Source organism: Rhizobium sp. BK008 (genome assembly GCF_014197345.1).
Taxonomy (GTDB): Bacteria; Pseudomonadota; Alphaproteobacteria; order Rhizobiales; family Rhizobiaceae; genus Rhizobium; species Rhizobium anhuiense.
The window spans coordinates 306917-322071 of the sequence record NZ_JACIFK010000003.1; the positions used below are offsets into that span (position 1 = coordinate 306917).

At 61.4% G+C, this 15155-nt stretch carries 14 protein-coding genes and 1 pseudogene; 5 read left to right on the top strand and 10 right to left on the bottom strand.

All coding sequences use genetic code 11. The annotated features are described in order from the left end of the window. Window positions 1–75: 75 nt before the first annotated feature. The 9 genes and pseudogenes from FHT69_RS16155 to FHT69_RS16195 form a co-directional block, all read right to left on the bottom strand. The gene (locus tag FHT69_RS16155) at window positions 76–1122 is read right to left on the bottom strand and encodes an ABC transporter ATP-binding protein (protein WP_132573372.1); all 1047 of its coding nucleotides are present in this window, start codon (window positions 1120–1122) and stop codon (window positions 76–78) included. Window positions 1123–1135: 13 nt separating this feature from the next. Further along, window positions 1136–2836, bottom strand: coding sequence for a glycoside hydrolase family 32 protein (locus FHT69_RS16160; RefSeq protein ID WP_127429874.1), 1701 nt, complete (start codon window positions 2834–2836; stop codon window positions 1136–1138). A gap of 2 nt (window positions 2837–2838) precedes the next feature. Beyond that, the gene (locus FHT69_RS16165) at window positions 2839–3732 is read right to left on the bottom strand and encodes a carbohydrate ABC transporter permease (protein WP_028757242.1); all 894 of its coding nucleotides are present in this window, start codon (window positions 3730–3732) and stop codon (window positions 2839–2841) included. Continuing rightward, window positions 3725–4657, bottom strand: a complete 933-nt coding sequence (locus tag FHT69_RS16170; RefSeq protein ID WP_127429875.1) for a carbohydrate ABC transporter permease — start codon at window positions 4655–4657, stop codon at window positions 3725–3727. Before FHT69_RS16170 ends, FHT69_RS16165 begins: the two co-directional genes overlap by 8 nt. 71 nt (window positions 4658–4728) lie before the next feature. Beyond that, window positions 4729–6021, bottom strand: coding sequence for an ABC transporter substrate-binding protein (locus tag FHT69_RS16175; RefSeq protein ID WP_165932220.1), 1293 nt, complete (start codon window positions 6019–6021; stop codon window positions 4729–4731). Between the two features lie 46 nt (window positions 6022–6067). After that, on the bottom strand, window positions 6068–7078 hold the full coding sequence (locus tag FHT69_RS16180) for a LacI family DNA-binding transcriptional regulator (protein WP_127429877.1): 1011 nt from the start codon (window positions 7076–7078) through the stop codon (window positions 6068–6070). A gap of 303 nt (window positions 7079–7381) precedes the next feature. Further along, window positions 7382–8119: a sulfotransferase gene (locus tag FHT69_RS16185; protein ID WP_127429878.1), complete on the bottom strand. Its 738-nt coding sequence runs from the start codon at window positions 8117–8119 to the stop codon at window positions 7382–7384. Next, a pseudogene (gene cysC / locus FHT69_RS16190) lies at window positions 8116–8832 on the bottom strand (adenylyl-sulfate kinase); the annotation flags it as partial. The pseudogene cysC and the gene FHT69_RS16185, both read right to left, overlap by 4 nt. A 291-nt stretch (window positions 8833–9123) precedes the next feature. Next, entirely contained in the window at window positions 9124–9759 is a 636-nt protein-coding gene (locus tag FHT69_RS16195) for a GntR family transcriptional regulator (protein WP_127429880.1), read from the bottom strand. Window positions 9760–9935: 176 nt separating this feature from the next. On the opposite strand from FHT69_RS16195, the gene FHT69_RS16200 reads away from it, so the two are divergent. The 5 genes from FHT69_RS16200 to FHT69_RS16220 are packed head-to-tail and all read left to right on the top strand — an operon-like array spanning window position 9936 to window position 14489. Further along, a complete protein-coding gene (locus tag FHT69_RS16200; RefSeq protein WP_127429881.1) occupies window positions 9936–11360 on the top strand; it encodes a M20 family metallopeptidase in 1425 nt (474 codons plus the stop codon). Beyond that, a complete protein-coding gene (locus FHT69_RS16205) occupies window positions 11357–12076 on the top strand; it encodes an ABC transporter permease (protein WP_028757250.1) in 720 nt (239 codons plus the stop codon). The genes FHT69_RS16200 and FHT69_RS16205 overlap by 4 nt, the downstream gene beginning before the upstream one ends. Next, window positions 12076–12816, top strand: coding sequence for an ABC transporter permease (locus FHT69_RS16210; protein WP_097542551.1), 741 nt, complete (start codon window positions 12076–12078; stop codon window positions 12814–12816). The genes FHT69_RS16205 and FHT69_RS16210 overlap by 1 nt, the downstream gene beginning before the upstream one ends. Further along, window positions 12813–13595 (top strand): ABC transporter ATP-binding protein, encoded by a 783-nt coding sequence (locus FHT69_RS16215; protein WP_127429883.1) that lies wholly within the window; start codon window positions 12813–12815, stop codon window positions 13593–13595. The genes FHT69_RS16210 and FHT69_RS16215 overlap by 4 nt, the downstream gene beginning before the upstream one ends. Before the next feature lie 36 nt (window positions 13596–13631). Further along, the gene (locus tag FHT69_RS16220) at window positions 13632–14489 is read left to right on the top strand and encodes a transporter substrate-binding domain-containing protein (protein ID WP_127429884.1); all 858 of its coding nucleotides are present in this window, start codon (window positions 13632–13634) and stop codon (window positions 14487–14489) included. 63 nt (window positions 14490–14552) lie between these two features. Here the strand turns inward: FHT69_RS16220 and FHT69_RS16225 are convergent, their stop codons facing one another. Continuing rightward, the gene (locus tag FHT69_RS16225; protein ID WP_127429885.1) at window positions 14553–15137 is read right to left on the bottom strand and encodes a cysteine hydrolase family protein; all 585 of its coding nucleotides are present in this window, start codon (window positions 15135–15137) and stop codon (window positions 14553–14555) included. Between the last annotated feature and the right edge of the window lie 18 nt (window positions 15138–15155).

Sequence of the window (15155 nt, forward strand, 5' to 3'; positions counted from 1 at the left end):
GCAAGGCTGGATGGTACCGGAACCGAACCGCGCCCGTCAAATGACGGACGCGGCTCAGCGGGAGGCGCCGGAGGATCAGTCTATCCGATTGCCTTCGGCGGAGAAGAGGTGGATTTTCTCGGATTTGGGCGCGAGGTGAATTTGCTGGTCGGGCTTTAAATCGACCCGCCGGTGCAGCACGATGGTTGCCGTCTGCGTGCCGACACGCACCGAAAGATGGGTCTCCGCACCAGTCGGCTCGACAGTCAGCACGGTGGCCGGAATGCCTGTCTCAGCAATGTCGAGGTCTTCCGGGCGGATGCCGTAGGTGCGCGCCGCGCTTTGGCTCAATTGCGGCGGAAGTGGCAGGGAAACGCCGCCTTCGATACGGAAGCCGCCGTCGCTGACGCCACCCTCGAAGAGGTTCATCGACGGCGAGCCGATGAAGGCGGCGACGAAGGTGTTATCCGGACGGTCGTAGAGATCGAGCGGTTTGCCGATCTGCTCGATGCGGCCGGCACGCATGACGACGATCTTGTCGGCCATGGTGATCGCCTCGATCTGGTCGTGGGTGACGTAAACGATGGTCGTGCCAAGGCGCTGATGCAGCTCCTTGATCTCGCTGCGCATGGTCACCCGCAGTTTGGCGTCGAGGTTGGACAGCGGCTCGTCAAACAGGAACACTTTCGGATGGCGTACGATGGCGCGGCCCATGGCGACGCGCTGGCGCTGGCCGCCGGAAAGCTGTTTCGGCAGGCGCTCCAGCAGGGGTTCAAGTGCGAGAATGCCGGCGGCTTCGCTCACCAGCTTGTTAATTGTCGCCTTGTCGCGCCCCTGCAGCTTGAGGGCAAAGCCCATATTTTCGCGCACCGTCATGTGCGGATAGAGCGCGTAGGACTGGAACACCATGGCGATATCGCGCTCCTTCGGCGCGACGTCGTTGACGACGCGGCCGTCGATACGGATTTCACCGCCGCTGATATCCTCCAGCCCCGCCAGCATGCGCAGAAGCGTGGACTTGCCGCAGCCCGACGGTCCGACGAGCGTGACGAACTCACCGTCCTCGATATCCGCGGAAACCCCGTGGATTACCGAGGCTGCGCCGTATTGTTTCAGAACCCGGTCGATTGCTACCGATGCCATTGTCTGTCCTCCCTTACAGTTTCAATTGCCAGACGCCGGCCTCGGCGACGACGCCGGTGAGCGTTGCCGAACGTGCGGCGGCAAAGCCCGGAATGCGTTTGGACCCCGTCCAGCGGCCGTTGTCAGCGAAGACCTCGATGGAACCGGCATCGAGGAAGATGCGCAGGCTCGACGGTTTCGCGCCGGTGGCGATGTAACGCGGCGGCGTCTTATCGGTGCGGGCGTCGAAGACAATCGCCAGACCATCGGCATCGAGTTTCACACCGAGATCGACATCCGGATGATCGAAGGTGAGATCGAAGGCGGCGCCCGGCTCGGTGAGATCAAGTGTGATCTCGACGGCGCCGGTGCCGAGCGGCACGGTCTTGCCGGCGGCAAGCGCGGTGTCGTCCAGCAACTGATGGCGCAGGCTTTCGACGGCTGCGACCGGCGGGGTCAGCACGGTGTCGCCATCGAGAAGCACGCGGCGCGGCAGGGTCATGGCCGTCGGGAAATCGTCCTTCTTGGAAAAATCCGTCCAGTTGGCGAGCCAGGCGATGCCGACCGGCTCGTCGCCATCAACGAAGGCCTGGAAGGCATAGGCATCCGAACCGAAATCCAACTCCTGTTCGAACTCCGCGGTGAAGGTGCGGCCATCGAAACCGCCGACGGTGACGGAAGTGAGGTTGCGGCGGCCGGTGGCCGGGTCGCGGCTGGTGAGCAGACCGAAGATCAGCGCCCAGCGGGTCTGTCCGTTTTTGCCGGAAAGCGGCACCATGCAGGGGCATTCCGCCGCCGTCATGCCGAAACCGTCCTCGCGATGGATGATGCCGAGGAAGGTCCAGCCATCGGCACCTTGCGCGTCTGCGGTTTCATAGAGCAGTACTACGCCGCCCTGCCTGTCGCGGCTGCCGAGCAGCATCTTCAAGCGGCCGTCCGGGCCTTTGAAGACATAGGGGTCGCGGAAATCGGTGGTGAGGTTCAAGCCTTCCGGGCGCAGCGGCAATATGGTTTCCGGCAGGCCGGCGACGATGCCGTCGCGGCTGACGGCGGAAAGCTGGATTTGCTCTTCCGGTTGCCGGTCACGCACATGCTCGGTGTAGAAGACGCGGATTTCCTCGCCTTCCGGGCCGGTGCCGGGGATCGCTGAGCCGGAGAAGGCGCCGCCACGGCCATCGTCCTTTTCCGATAGATGCGCCGCCGGGAAGAGGAAGATGGGCAGATGCGTCCAGCGGACGAAATCCTTCGAGACGGCATGGCCCCAGTGCATGGTGTTCCAGCGCGGCTCATGAGGATAGTGCTGGTAGAAGAGGTGAGCGTTTCCGCCGAACCGTCCAAAACCGTTCGGATCGTTCATCCAGCCAAAGGGCGGGCGGAAGTGGTAGCTGTCGGGCACGTTGGGGGCGGCGGTGCGGGCATCGCTGTGGAGGACGCTGATGCCCTCCTTCATCACGGTTTCCGGCCGGAAGACATAAGCGACGGAGAGCGCTGTGGTTGCCGCATCATAGGACAGCGTAGCCCAACCGCCTTTCGCGAGCGTCACAGCGAAGAATTCAAATTCCCCCGTGCGGCGGGTCGAGGGCTCGCCGATGTCGTTGCCATCAACGGCGACGAAGAGCTTCGCCTCGCTGGCGGCATGGCGTGCCTTCAGCCAGAGATGCAGCACCGTGCCTTCGGGGAGCGCCGCTTCGATGGTTTCAGGTGCTGACGTTTCGGACTTGGCCTGCAGAGACATAATCAACCTTTCACGGCGGAGCCGACGAATGAACTGACGAACCAGCGCTGGAAAGCCAGATAGAGAATGAGGACCGGGATCATCATCAGCACCGAGGCGGCCATGGCGCGGTCCCAGTAGATGCTGTCCTGTCCGAAGAAGGTGGCGATGGCGACGGCAATCGGCCGAGCATAATCGGTCTGGGTGACCAGCGTCGGCCAGAGATACTGGTTCCAGCTTTCGATGCCCATGAGGATCGAGACGGTGGCGAGCGCCGGCAGGCTGAGCGGCATGTAGATCGACCGGTAGATGCGGAAGGCCGATGCGCCATCCATTTCCGCCGCTTCATACAGTTCCTTCGGCAGCTGCGCGAAGAACTGGTAGAAGAGGAAGACATAGAGCGGGCTTGCCACCCAGGGCAGGATCTGCACCGCGAAGGTATCCGTCAGCCCCGCCCGCGACATCATGACGACGAGCGGCATGATGATGCTTTCCTGCGGGATGACATAGAGCGCGACGACCAGCGCCAAGAGGACCGCCTTGCCGCGCAGCGAGCCCCAGGCCAGAACGAAGCCCGCCATGGAATTGATGACCAGACCCGAGACGACCGTGGCGACGAGGATCACCAGCGAATTGAAGAGATATCGGCCATAGGCCAGCTCGCCGGAGAAATGGGCGATCTCCTTGTAGTTCGACAGCGTCGGGTCGCTGACCCAGAAGGCGCGGAAACTGCCCATGTCGGCGAGGATGCGGAAGCGGTCGTCCTTCAGGCTGGCGATCAGCAACATGAACAGCGGCGAGATCATCACCAGCGCGATGACCAGGATGCAGAGGCTCTGCACGATGCGCAGGCTTCTCTTGCCGCTGCCCGTTGCGATTGCCAGCGGGGCTGGCTGGCTCAAAGCGATATCAGACATCGAAGCGCCTCAGGAGTTTGCGTTGCAGGAGCGCGATCAGAAGAACGATGACGAAGAGGATGACGGAAACGGCCGATGCGTAGCCGAGTTTCTGCTCCTCGAAGCCGGCGCGCACCATGTAGTGGACAACGGTTTCGGTGCTTTCCTTCGGGCCACCCTGGGTGAGGATCGCCACCTGCGTATAGAGCTTGAAGGCCTGGATGGTGGTGATAACAAGCACGAAGACATGGGTCGGGCGAAGGCCGGGCATGGTGACGTGCCAGAAGCGGCGCAGCGCGCTTGCCCCGTCGATGCGGGCGGCATCGTATAGTTCTTCGGGAATGCCCTGGAGGCCGGCGAGATAGATGATCATCTGAAAGCCATAGGCCTGCCAGGCCGAAAGCAACACGATGGAGAACATCGCCCAGTTGGGGTCGCCGAGCCAGTCGATCGGCTGGATCGTGCCGCCGGAAAGGAACCCGACGATCTGGTTGAGCGGGCCGCTCGGATACTGAAACAGCGTGCCCCAGATGACGCAGACCACCACCATGGAGGTGATCGCCGGCAGGAAGAACAGGCCGCGCAGCAGGTTCTGCATCGGCAGCTTCTGATGCAAGAGCAGCGCGGTCAGGAAGGCGAGGCCGCACTGCACCGGCAGCACCCAGATGGTGAAGCGCGTAACGTTCCACAGCGCGGTCCAGAACAACGGATCGGTGAAGACCCGCTCGAAATTCAGGAGGCCGACGAAGCGCACCGGCGTCGGGCGCGGCACGAGCGGCTGGTTGGTCATCGCCGTCCAGAAGGACAAAAGGAACGGCGTGATCAGGAATATCGTCAGAAGCAGAACGGCAGGCGCGATCATCGCCATTTCCTGCCAGAGCCGCTGCTTGTCGCGGCGTGCGGCAGGACGCCGCAAAGCGGGCGTGGAGGTCTGTTGCAAAGTCATTGTTTCCTCCTCATCGGTATCGTCCGGAGATGGTGTAGGGCCGGCCCGAGAACCGGCCCCGTCAAAACCTCTTACTGCTGCTCGTCGAAGGGCGGGTAGCCGGCGTTGTCCTCGATATCCTCGTCGATCTTCTTGGCAGCGGCCGTCAGCGCTTCCTGCGCGTCACCACCGTTGAAGATCTTGTCGACGGCCTGCATGAAGGCCGAAGTGATCGTCGGATAGGCCGGGTGCGGCGGACGGGCGATCGCGGTCTTGGAAGCCTGCTCAAAGGCGATGGCGAGCGGACCGCCTTCCGCATAGAGCGGGGATGCGGCGGCGAAGCTCTTCAGGCCCGGATAGGCAGACTGGGTTTTGGCGTACTCCCGGTACTCCTTGTCCTTCAGCAGGAAGCTCAGGAACTTGCCGGCGATCTCAGGGTTTTCCGAGGTTGCGGAAATGCCCCAGATCCACGTTCCGTTCGGGCTCACGCCCTTGTCGCCGATCTTCGGCAGCGGCATGACGACGATATTGTCCTTCATCGCTGCAGATGCCTCGGCGTAGAACCAGTGGCCGCCCATGGCGAGCGCGGCCGGCTGTCCCTCGGCGTAGAACTGGTTGGTGCCCGACGACGTCGGTACCACCCAGCCCTTCTTCACCCAGTCCTGCATCATCGTCAGCGCCTTGACGCAGGCCTCGCCATCGAGCGTGCCGCTGGCCTTCCAGGTCTTGCGGTCGATCAGGTCGCAGCCGGCGCTTTCGAGCAGGGGGCCGTAAGCATAGGTGATCCACTCGGTCTTGATGCCGTAACCCCGGAAGGTGTCGATCGGCCACTTCACGCCTTCGAGCTTGGAAAGCTTCTCGAGATAGCCTTCGAACTCCTGGCGGGTCCAGGCATCGTCGACCGATTTCGGAATGCGGGCGCCAATGGCTTCTAGATATTTCTTGTTGCCGTAGAGCACGACCGAGGAGTCGGTGAGGCCGAGCGCATAGAGGTCCTTGTCGATCGGATAGGTGCCCTGGGCGATATTCGAATCCGTCATGTCATCGAGCAGATCCTTGTCAATGAGCGGCTTGACGGGCTGCAGATAGCCGGACCAGACATAGTTGGCGAGGAACGGAGCATCGAGCTCCATGATATCGGGCAGCTGCTTGGCCATGACGGCGGCGCTGAACTTTTCGTTATAGGCATCATGCGGCGCGTAGATCATCTCGATGTCGACATCGGGATTGGCGGCCTCGAAGCGGGCGGCAACGTCGCCATAGGCCTTCACCCAGCCGGGATCGCCCTGGTGCATAACGTGGATGACGGTCTTCGCCTCGGCAAAACCGGCGGTTGCGACCAGCGCGGCGGACGCGAAGAGCGCGGAAAGTAAACGATTACCCATCGAAGTCTTCATTGATATTCTCCTCCTGTTAGACACTATTCGATGTTCAGACGGATGCCCGTTCGACCAGATGGAACGGCAGTTTCCGCAGATGCGGCGGTTCGGGCTGCTCGGCCAGGAGGATCTCCATGGCAAGACGGCCCATGGCGCGGTGCGGCAGGGCCATCGTCGTCAATGGCGGGTCCAGCCGCGAGGCAAGCTCGACCTGGTTGTCGAAGCTTGCCACCGCGATATCATCCGGAATGCGAAGGCCGGCGCGGGCAAGCGCCGCATAGACTTCCATCGCCACGCGGTCATTGCCGCACAGGATGGCATCAGGCCGTTGACCGGATTTCAGAAGCGCCTCCACATGAGAGGCAACAAGGCTGGGCGCGCGGTCGCTGTAGACGCTGCGGCGCACTGCCGGCAACACGCCGACGGGGTCGATGCCCCCCTCCTCAAGCGCCGCGCGAAACCCCATCTCGCGCAGCGTGCCGGCGAGAATGCCCGGCAGGTTGATGAAGGCGATGCGCCGTCGGCCGGCGACGAGGAGATAACGCACGATCTCCCGCGCGCCGCCCTCTTCGTCCGGCACCAGCGCGGTGACGCGGCCGGCCGCCTCGCGGCAGTTGATCATGACGCCGACCGTGCCCGCCAACCTGTCCGACAGCGCCACCTCCTTGTGGTACATGGCGGCATAAGCAATGGCGCGCGGCCGAAACTGCTGCACCTCGTCGAGCACCGAGCCGATAGACTGGCCGCTGCTGTGGTTGACTGCAAAGACCGCCATGCCGGCGCCGCGGGCCGCTCCGTCGAGGCCGCGCACGATCTCGGTGGCGAAGGGCGAAGTGATGAGGCCGTCGGAGACGACGCCGACCAGCGGCAGCCAGCCCTGACGCACGCCACGCGCCGCAAAGTTGGTCACGTAGCCGAGTTCTTCCGCGATGGCCTTGATCTTCTGGCGCGTATCGTCCGACATGCGGGCGGAGCCGCCGTGCAATGCGCCGGAAACCGTCTTCACCGAGACGCCCGCACGTTCCGCGATGTCAGAAAGCGATACTGCCACGATCCTCACCATCCTCCTTGGGTGATCGATTACCCAATAGTGGCAGCGGACATCTTTTGTCAAGCGGCTTTAATGCGCACGCTCGGCGTTCCGAACACCTATCTGTCGACATCAATCCTTACCGATCTCCTCGACAATCAGCGCCGACACGCTGCTTGCAGTGGCGCAGTTGGCGACGCCGTGAACGACAAAGGAACGAATAGCGGTCGGCGAGGCAGGGCTTTGTCAGTCATTTGCCTGGCATTTGCCCCACAACGCACATCAAAACGTGTCGCCGCTTCCTCTCTGCCACGCAGCGTTTACATCTCGGGAATGTCACGTCTTGTTTGCATGTGGCATCGGCACCTTGGACAGACTTTCCGGAAGCCCCAGGAACTCGGCAATATTTTCGATGGTCTCGGCCGTGGTCATGTCAATTTCAAGCAGTTGATGTGGCCGGCCGCGAAAAAACCGTCTGATCGACTCGTTTCTGGTCAAATAGGCCCGGATATATTCGTCTTTATTGAAGAGTTTTTCCCATTCAATCGCATCCTCGCCGACGTCGAATGATGAATGAAACTTGTAGTCCGGCGTACGCATCAGGAAGGCGTAGGCATGAGCTTCCGCACAGTAGCCCCTAAAAATATATTGGTCTTGCTGAATATGTTCCTTGGTTATCTGGTTGCCGTCGGCGAGGCCAAAACGCTTGGCCGTAAACCGCATTTGGGAGCGAAACCAGTCTTCCGGATCTCGGACCGTCAGGATGAAACGCGAATTGGGGAAGAGCGCGTCGAGGGCGATGAAAACTTCGCTTTCGGCAAACGGACTGTCCTGAAAAGCATCGGCATTTTGCACATAAGCAATGAGCTTACTGTAATCTCCCCGGCGAGCAGAGTAGCTTGTCAACTCGCCCTCAACCTGATTTCCGACTCTCAGGCCGCAGAGCGTAAAAACGTCGGCCAGAGTCGTCGTCCCGGTCTTGTGACCGCCTATCCCGAATACCTTGTTGAAACTCCGTCGGGATGCAAGGGCGCTTCGAGCTTCAGCAATATGCCTTGCTAATAAATTGTTCAAAAAGCATCTCCTGTGCAATCGCTCCGCTGAGGGCGGGCGTCGAGCAATGTCTCGATCTGGATGGCAAGCTGATCGGGATCGGAACCCACCGTGCGAAGACAGAGCTCCGGATTCTCTGGCGGCTCATAGGGGGAGCTGATTCCGGTGAAGTGCCTGATCTCGCCGGCGATCGCGCGCTTGTAGAGTCCCTTCGGATCGCGCTTGGCGCATTCCTCTATCGGTGTGTCGATGAACACTTCGAAGAACTCGCCTTTTTCCATCATCTCGCGGGCAAGCTGCCGTTCTGCACGGAACGGCGAGATGAAGGAGACGAGCACAATGAGGCCTGCATCGGCCATCAGCTTGGCCACTTCCGCAACGCGGCGGATGTTTTCGATACGGTCCTCATTGGTGAAGCCAAGGTCGCGGTTGAGACCGTGGCGAATATTGTCGCCATCCAGCACATAAGTCGAGCGCCCTTTGCCGTGGAGCAGCTTCTCGACACTATTGGCAATGGTCGACTTGCCGGATCCTGAAAGCCCGGTAAGCCAAACGACGGCCGGTCGCTGATTCAGCAGGGCCGCACGCGACTTGCGGCTAACCTCAAGCGCCTGCCAACGAATATTTTCCGTTCGACACAGGGAAAGATCGATCATAGCGGCGCCGACAGTCAGATTGGCCATCGGGTCGATCAGAATGAAATTGCAGGCGTTACGTTTGCCATTATGGCGTTCACGCTGCAGCTTCCGCCCTCGATCCGGTGTTCAAGACGAAATGAGATGGACGACCAAAGATATGACGTGGCGGCGGATGTTGACGTGCTTGTGATCACGGGCGCTCCTCTATGATGGATAAGGGAGGTGTGAACGCATTACAGAACCCTTAGGTACTATAAATAAGAAGCTACCCAGTTGCAATAGCGATCTTTGGTAGCGCGGGGCGTAAGGGAGGGAGGCCCATTGTGTACCACGGCGTCGATTTTCGACCCCGGTAAACCGTTCTCTGCAGCAGTCAGAAAAGCCCTTTCAATGCTGAAGGATATGTTGCCGGACGAGTTCCTGCAACCGCTCGGCTTCGCCGGCGGCGATGGCGTCGATCATCATGTGATGTTGGCGGCCGGATTGCTCGATGCGGGCGCGGGTGCGCCATTGGGATACCGGGGCAGAGGAGGTGCGCTGGCGGATTTCGGTGATCAGGTCGACCAGTTCCAGATTGCCGCCGAGGACAAGCAGGTGGCGGTGGAAGGCGAGGTTTGCCTCGTAGAGCTCCAACATCGTGCCGTTCAGCACCATCTGGTCGAAATGCTCGGCAAGCGTCCTGAGCGTGTCGATGTCCTCGGGCAAGGCATTCTGCACGATCGTTCCGGCAATGGCCGTTTCGAGGATGATGCGGATCTCGCTGACCTCGCGGGCGCGGCGGCCATCCGGCTCGTAGACATGGTAGCCACGGTTCGGCACATGTTCGACCAGCCGCTTTTGTGCGAGGCGATCGAGCGCGCGGCGCACTTCCGGGCGGGTGCATTTGTAGCGCCGCTCCAGATCGATCTGCTTCAGCCAGGTTCCCGGCAACAGCACGCCGGCCAGAATGTCCTGAAGGACAAGGTCCGTCACATCGCGCGTGTCGGAAGCCGCCTGCTGCTGGTCCATCACGACGTCTGCCATTCCAAATCCCCTGTTTCGCATACCGTTAACACGCCCGATCGAATTTCTGTAGGCTGTCGAACGCCTTAGAAAAATGTCCAAAATTTATTCATGCATACGGATTGCGCAGAAAAATTTTGTAGCCTAAATTGGCGCCAATTTTGGATACTATGTGAATCGAAGTCGTTTTGAAAGCCATGAAAAACACCGAAGCCGTCTGGGATATCGTCGAGGCAAAGCGCGAGGCCTTCTTTGCGCTGAGCGACCGGATCTGGGACATGCCGGAGACGAATTACGAGGAATATCGCTCCGTCGCGGAGCATGCGCGCCAGCTCGAAGCCGAAGGTTTTCGCGTCGAGCGCGGTATTGCCGGCCTGCCGACCGCCGTCATGGGTGAAGCCGGCGAAGGCGGTCCTGTTATCGCCATCCTCGGGGAATTCGATGCCCTGCCGGGCTTGAGCCAGGAGGCGGGTGTCGCGGAAAAGCGCGAAGTCACGGCGAATGGCAATGGCCATGGCTGCGGACACAATATGCTCGGCGCCGGCTCGATGTTGGCGGCAGCCGCGGTCAAGGATTTCCTGGCAGCAAACGGCCTGAAGGGCCGCATTCGTTATTACGGTTGCCCGGCGGAAGAAGGCGGCTCCTCGAAGGGCTTCATGGTTCGATCAGGCGTTTTCGACGATGTCGACATTGCCATTTCCTGGCATCCGGCGGCCTTTGCCGGCGTCAACAATCCGGTTTCGCTCGCCTGCAACGAGCTCAATTTCCATTTCACCGGGCGCGCCTCGCATGCTTCGGCGACACCTCATCTTGGCCGCAGCGCGCTCGATGCCGTCGAACTGATGAATGTCGGCGTGAACTATATGCGCGAGCATATGCCGTCGACCGCCCGCATCCACTATGCCGTCACCGACACCGGCGGTTCGGCGCCGAATGTCGTGCAGGCGCGCGCCACCGTCCGGTATCTCATCCGTGCGCGCAACCTGCCGGAATTGCTGTCGCTCGTTGCCCGCGTGAAGAAGGTCGCCGAAGGCGCTGCGCTGATGACCGAGACGTCAGTGCGCAGCGAAGTCATCAGCGGCGATGCAAATCTGGTCGGCAACGCACCGCTCGAAGAACTGATGTTTGCCAACCTTCAGCGCCTCGGCCCCCCTGTTTTCGACGACGCCGACCGCGCCACCGCCCGCCAGTTTCAGGCGACGATGAGCGCTGAAGACATCGCCTCTTCCTATGCGCGCTTCGGCCTGAGGCGGAAGAAGGATCAACCGCTCTGCGAAGAGATCTTCCCGCTCTATGCCGGTGACAGCACGATCGTAGGCTCGACCGATGTCGGCAGCGTCAGCTGGGTCGTGCCGACCGTGCAGATGCGTGGCGCGACCTATGCCATCGGCACCTCCGGCCACTCCTGGCAGCTGGTTGCCCAGGGCAAACTTCCGGCGGCGCACAAGGGCACCGAACATGCGGCCAAGGTCATGGCAAGCACGGCCATAGAGCTGATTTGCAATCCCGGTCTCATCGAGGCCGCCAAGGCCGATCTCAAGGAGCGCCTCGACGGCATGCCCTTCGTCAACCCGATCCCGGACGATGTCCAACCGCCGCTGCCGGAAAGGCAGGCGCCATGAGCCAGCCCGGCATCCTCGAGCTCATCAGCTTCGGCTCCGATGGTTGGGGCAAGGCGCTGCTTGCCGGCGCGTGGATGACGATACTGATTGCTCTGGCCGGCTATACGATCGGCGCCGTGATCGGCTCATTCGGCGCCTGGGCGAAAATTTCGGGCGGTCGCAGCCTTCGGATCGCCGCCGACGCCTATACGACGGTACTGCGCGGCATCCCCGATCTCCTGGTCATCTACCTCTTCTATTTCGGCGGCAGCGCCGTCGTCACGGCTGTCGGCCGGCTGTTGGGCGCCGAGGGTTTTCTCGGTTTTCCGGGTTTTCTTGCCGGGTCGCTCGCCGTCGGCGTCACCTCGGGCGCGCAGTTCACCGAAATCTTTCGCGGCGCCTTCAAGGCCGTGCATGCGGGTGAGATCGAGGCGGCGATTGCCTGCGGCATGGGCCGGTTGCTGCGCTTTCGTCGCATCATTGCGCCGTTGACGCTTCGCCACGCACTGCCGGGGATGGGCAATGTCTGGCAGGTGGTGCTGAAGGAATCCGCCCTCGTCTCGATCACCGGCGTTGCCGAGCTGCTGCGGCAGACGCAGGTGGCGGCCGGCTCGACGGGCCTTCCCTTCGACTTCTACGTCATTGCCGGGGCGATCTATCTGATGATCTCCACCGGTTCCGGCCTCTTTCTCAGGCGCGCCGAAAGGCACTTCTCGCGCGGCGTCAGGAGGGGCTGATGGACTGGCAATTCCTGTTCGAAACCTTCGTAAGCCTCATCTCCGCCATTCCGCTGACGCTGGAACTTGCCGCCACCTCGATTGCGCTCGGCGCCGTTCTGGCGCTTAGCCTCGCCCTCTGCCGGCTTTCCGGCATCATCGTGCTCGAATGGTTCGCCCGTGCCTATGTCTTCGTGTTCCGCGGAACGCCGCTGCTCGTCCAGATCTTCCTGATCTATTACGGCCTTGGCCAGTTTCCGGAGGTGCGCCACAGTTTCCTCTGGCCATTCCTGCGCGAGCCCTACTGGTGCGCGGTCCTGGCGCTCACCCTGAATACCGCCGCCTATGCCGGCGAGATCATCCGCGGCGGGCTTTTGTCGGTGCCCTTCGGCCAGATCGAAGCCGCGCGCGCCTGCGGCATGCCACGATTGATGCAGTTCCGGCGCATCGTCCTGCCGCTTGCCATCCGCCAGGCACTGCCAGGCTACAGCAACGAAATGATCGCCATGGTAAAGGCCACCTCGCTCGCCTCGATCATCACGCTGATGGAAGTCACCGGCGTTGCCGCCAGGATCATTTCGGAAAGCTATCGGGCGATCGAAGTGTTCATCGTCGCTGGCGCCATCTATCTCACGATCAATTTCCTGCTGACGCGTCTCGTCCATCTCGCCGAATATTGGCTAAGCCCGCATTTGCGCCAGCCCGCTCCATACCATCCGGTTGCGACATCCGTATCTCCACTTGAAGGAAACGCCCGATGACAGCGGCGAATGCTTCCCCTTCCCCGATCGCGCTCAGCGTCAAGGATCTGCACAAGAGCTTCGGCCCGGTCGAAGTCCTCAAGGGCATCTCGCTCGACGCTCGTGAAGGCGATGTGGTGTCGATCCTCGGCTCCTCGGGTTCGGGAAAATCCACTTTCCTGCGCTGCATCAACCTGCTGGAGACACCGAATTCCGGGGAAGTCACCGTCGCCGGTGAAACGATCCGCATGCTTCCCGACGCGAGAGGCGGCAGTCGGCCAGCCGACCGCAGGCAGGTGGACCGCATCCGTTCGCAGCTCGGCATGGTCTTCCAGAGCTTCAATCTCTGGTCCCACAAGACCGTGCTCGAAAATGTCGTCGAGGCGCCGATTTATGTGCTCGGCCGCTCCCGGAGCGAATGCATCGAAGAGGCGGAAGCCCTGCTTGCCAAGGTGGGCATTGCCGAGAAGCGCAATTTCTATCCCTCGCATCTTTCCGGCGGCCAGCAACAGCGCGCTGCAATCGCCCGCGCCCTGGCGATGCGGCCGAAGGTGATGCTGTTCGACGAACCGACCTCGGCGCTGGATCCGGAGCTCGTCGGCGAAGTGCTGCGGGTCATGCGCGCGCTGGCAGAAGAAGGCCGCACCATGCTGGTCGTCACCCATGAAATGGGCTTTGCCCGCGATGTCTCCAGCCGCGTCGTCTTTCTGCACAAGGGCGTCGTCGAAGAAGACGGCAGGCCGCAGGATGTCTTCGCCCATTCGCAGTCGGATCGTTTCCGGCAGTTCATCAGCCAATAATTCCATCAGCTCAAACGAAGAAAAGGGGAACAAAACATGACATTCATTTCACGGGTTCTGACCGCCCTGTCGGCTACCGCGGTACTGGCCCTGTCAGGCACGGCGCATGCGGAAGACAAGACCTGGAAGACGGTGACGATCGCCACCGAAGGCGCCTTCAAGCCCTACAACTTCACCAAGCCGGATGGCACGCTGGACGGCTACGAGATCGAGCTGACGAAATATCTTTGCGACCATATGAAGGTCGAGTGCAAGATCGTCGTGCAGAACTTCGACGGCATGATCCCGGCGCTCAATGCCGGCAAGTTCGATGCCATCATCTCCGGCATGTCGGCAACGGCCAAGCGCGAGGAAGTGATCGCCTTCAGCGATTCCTACGGCTCCACCGGCCAGGCCTTCGCAACCTCCAGGGAAAGCGACCTCGTCAACCTGCCGGAAAAGGGCGAGGTCTTTTCGCTTGGCAGCAACGAAGCCGGGGCGATCGCCGAGATCGACAAGATCAAGCCGATGCTGCAGGGCAAGACGATCGGCGTGCAGACCGCCTCCACCGGCGCCGCCTTCGTCGATAAATATCTCAAGGGTGTGCTTGAGGTGCGCGAATACAAGACGACCGAGGAGCACGACCTCGACCTCAAGGCCGGCCGCGTCGATCTGGTGATGGCATCCATGGCCTATCTCATCACCGCTTCGCAGAAGCCGGGCAATGAAGACATGACGACGGCCGGTCCGCGCTTCCAGGGTGGTTTCCTCGGCCGCGGCAGCTCCGTCGGCCTGCGCAAGGACGACACCAAGCTGAAGGCGATGTTCAACGACGCGATTGCCGCGGCAAAGGCCGACGGCACGATCAAGACGCTGTCGGAAAAGTGGTTCGGCTTCGACGTGACGCCGAAGTGAACGGCTGATTCCTCCAAGACATCAAGCCCGGCGAGCAGCATCGCCGGGCAACCGCAGAGCGCCCTACGTAAAGACCCTCAAAAATTCTTCGGTCTCCATGAGTTCGAGCTGCACGGAAAATCGATCGTGCAGAAGTTCCAGTGACGCATCATGCGTATCGTCGGCGCCGCTGCAGACGGCATCCTTCAGCACGATGACGCGATAGGCGAGATCGATTGCACCGAGCGTCGTGGCCAGCACGCAGACATCGGTTTCACCGCCTGTTATGACAAGCGTGTCGACCCGCTCCGATTGAAGGATCGGATGCAGGCGGCCGTCGATCCAAGGGGAATAGGTGCGTTTGTCGAAGTGCCTTGCCGGCGGAACCAGTGCTGCCAGCGACGAGGCCAGATCGATGAAGCCGCGGGGAAGATGTTCGCCCGTCATCATCCACCATTTGCGGTAATAATCTCGCCATTTCCCCGGCATGTCGTCGGCGCGCTCGGGTGGCAGGAAGCGGGTGAAGATCGTTCGGGACGGATGCCGCCCGGCCAGTTCTTCGATCTGCGGAGAGATCCGCACCATCCAGGGAACGTGCCACGGCGTGTCCTCGGCAAACATCCGCTGCATGTCGACGCAAAGGTGCCGCCACTCCCCGACCTCGCCCATCAGATCCTCCATCCGGTC

Excerpts from the sequence above, each read along its gene's own strand:
- FHT69_RS16155 (WP_132573372.1), bottom strand. The coding sequence starts at position 1,122 with ATGGCATCGGTAGCAATCGACCGGGTTCTGAAACAATACGGCGCAGCC.
- FHT69_RS16160 (WP_127429874.1), bottom strand. The coding sequence starts at position 2,836 with ATGTCTCTGCAGGCCAAGTCCGAAACGTCAGCACCTGAAACCATCGAA.
- FHT69_RS16165 (WP_028757242.1), bottom strand. The coding sequence starts at position 3,732 with ATGTCTGATATCGCTTTGAGCCAGCCAGCCCCGCTGGCAATCGCAACG.
- FHT69_RS16170 (WP_127429875.1), bottom strand. The coding sequence starts at position 4,657 with ATGACTTTGCAACAGACCTCCACGCCCGCTTTGCGGCGTCCTGCCGCA.
- FHT69_RS16175 (WP_165932220.1), bottom strand. The coding sequence starts at position 6,021 with ATGGGTAATCGTTTACTTTCCGCGCTCTTCGCGTCCGCCGCGCTGGTC.
- FHT69_RS16180 (WP_127429877.1), bottom strand. The coding sequence starts at position 7,078 with ATGGTGAGGATCGTGGCAGTATCGCTTTCTGACATCGCGGAACGTGCG.
- FHT69_RS16195 (WP_127429880.1), bottom strand. The coding sequence starts at position 9,759 with ATGGCAGACGTCGTGATGGACCAGCAGCAGGCGGCTTCCGACACGCGC.
- FHT69_RS16200 (WP_127429881.1), top strand. The coding sequence starts at position 9,936 with ATGAAAAACACCGAAGCCGTCTGGGATATCGTCGAGGCAAAGCGCGAG.
- FHT69_RS16205 (WP_028757250.1), top strand. The coding sequence starts at position 11,357 with ATGAGCCAGCCCGGCATCCTCGAGCTCATCAGCTTCGGCTCCGATGGT.
- FHT69_RS16210 (WP_097542551.1), top strand. The coding sequence starts at position 12,076 with ATGGACTGGCAATTCCTGTTCGAAACCTTCGTAAGCCTCATCTCCGCC.
- FHT69_RS16215 (WP_127429883.1), top strand. The coding sequence starts at position 12,813 with ATGACAGCGGCGAATGCTTCCCCTTCCCCGATCGCGCTCAGCGTCAAG.
- FHT69_RS16220 (WP_127429884.1), top strand. The coding sequence starts at position 13,632 with ATGACATTCATTTCACGGGTTCTGACCGCCCTGTCGGCTACCGCGGTA.
- FHT69_RS16225 (WP_127429885.1), bottom strand. The coding sequence starts at position 15,137 with ATGGGCGAGGTCGGGGAGTGGCGGCACCTTTGCGTCGACATGCAGCGG.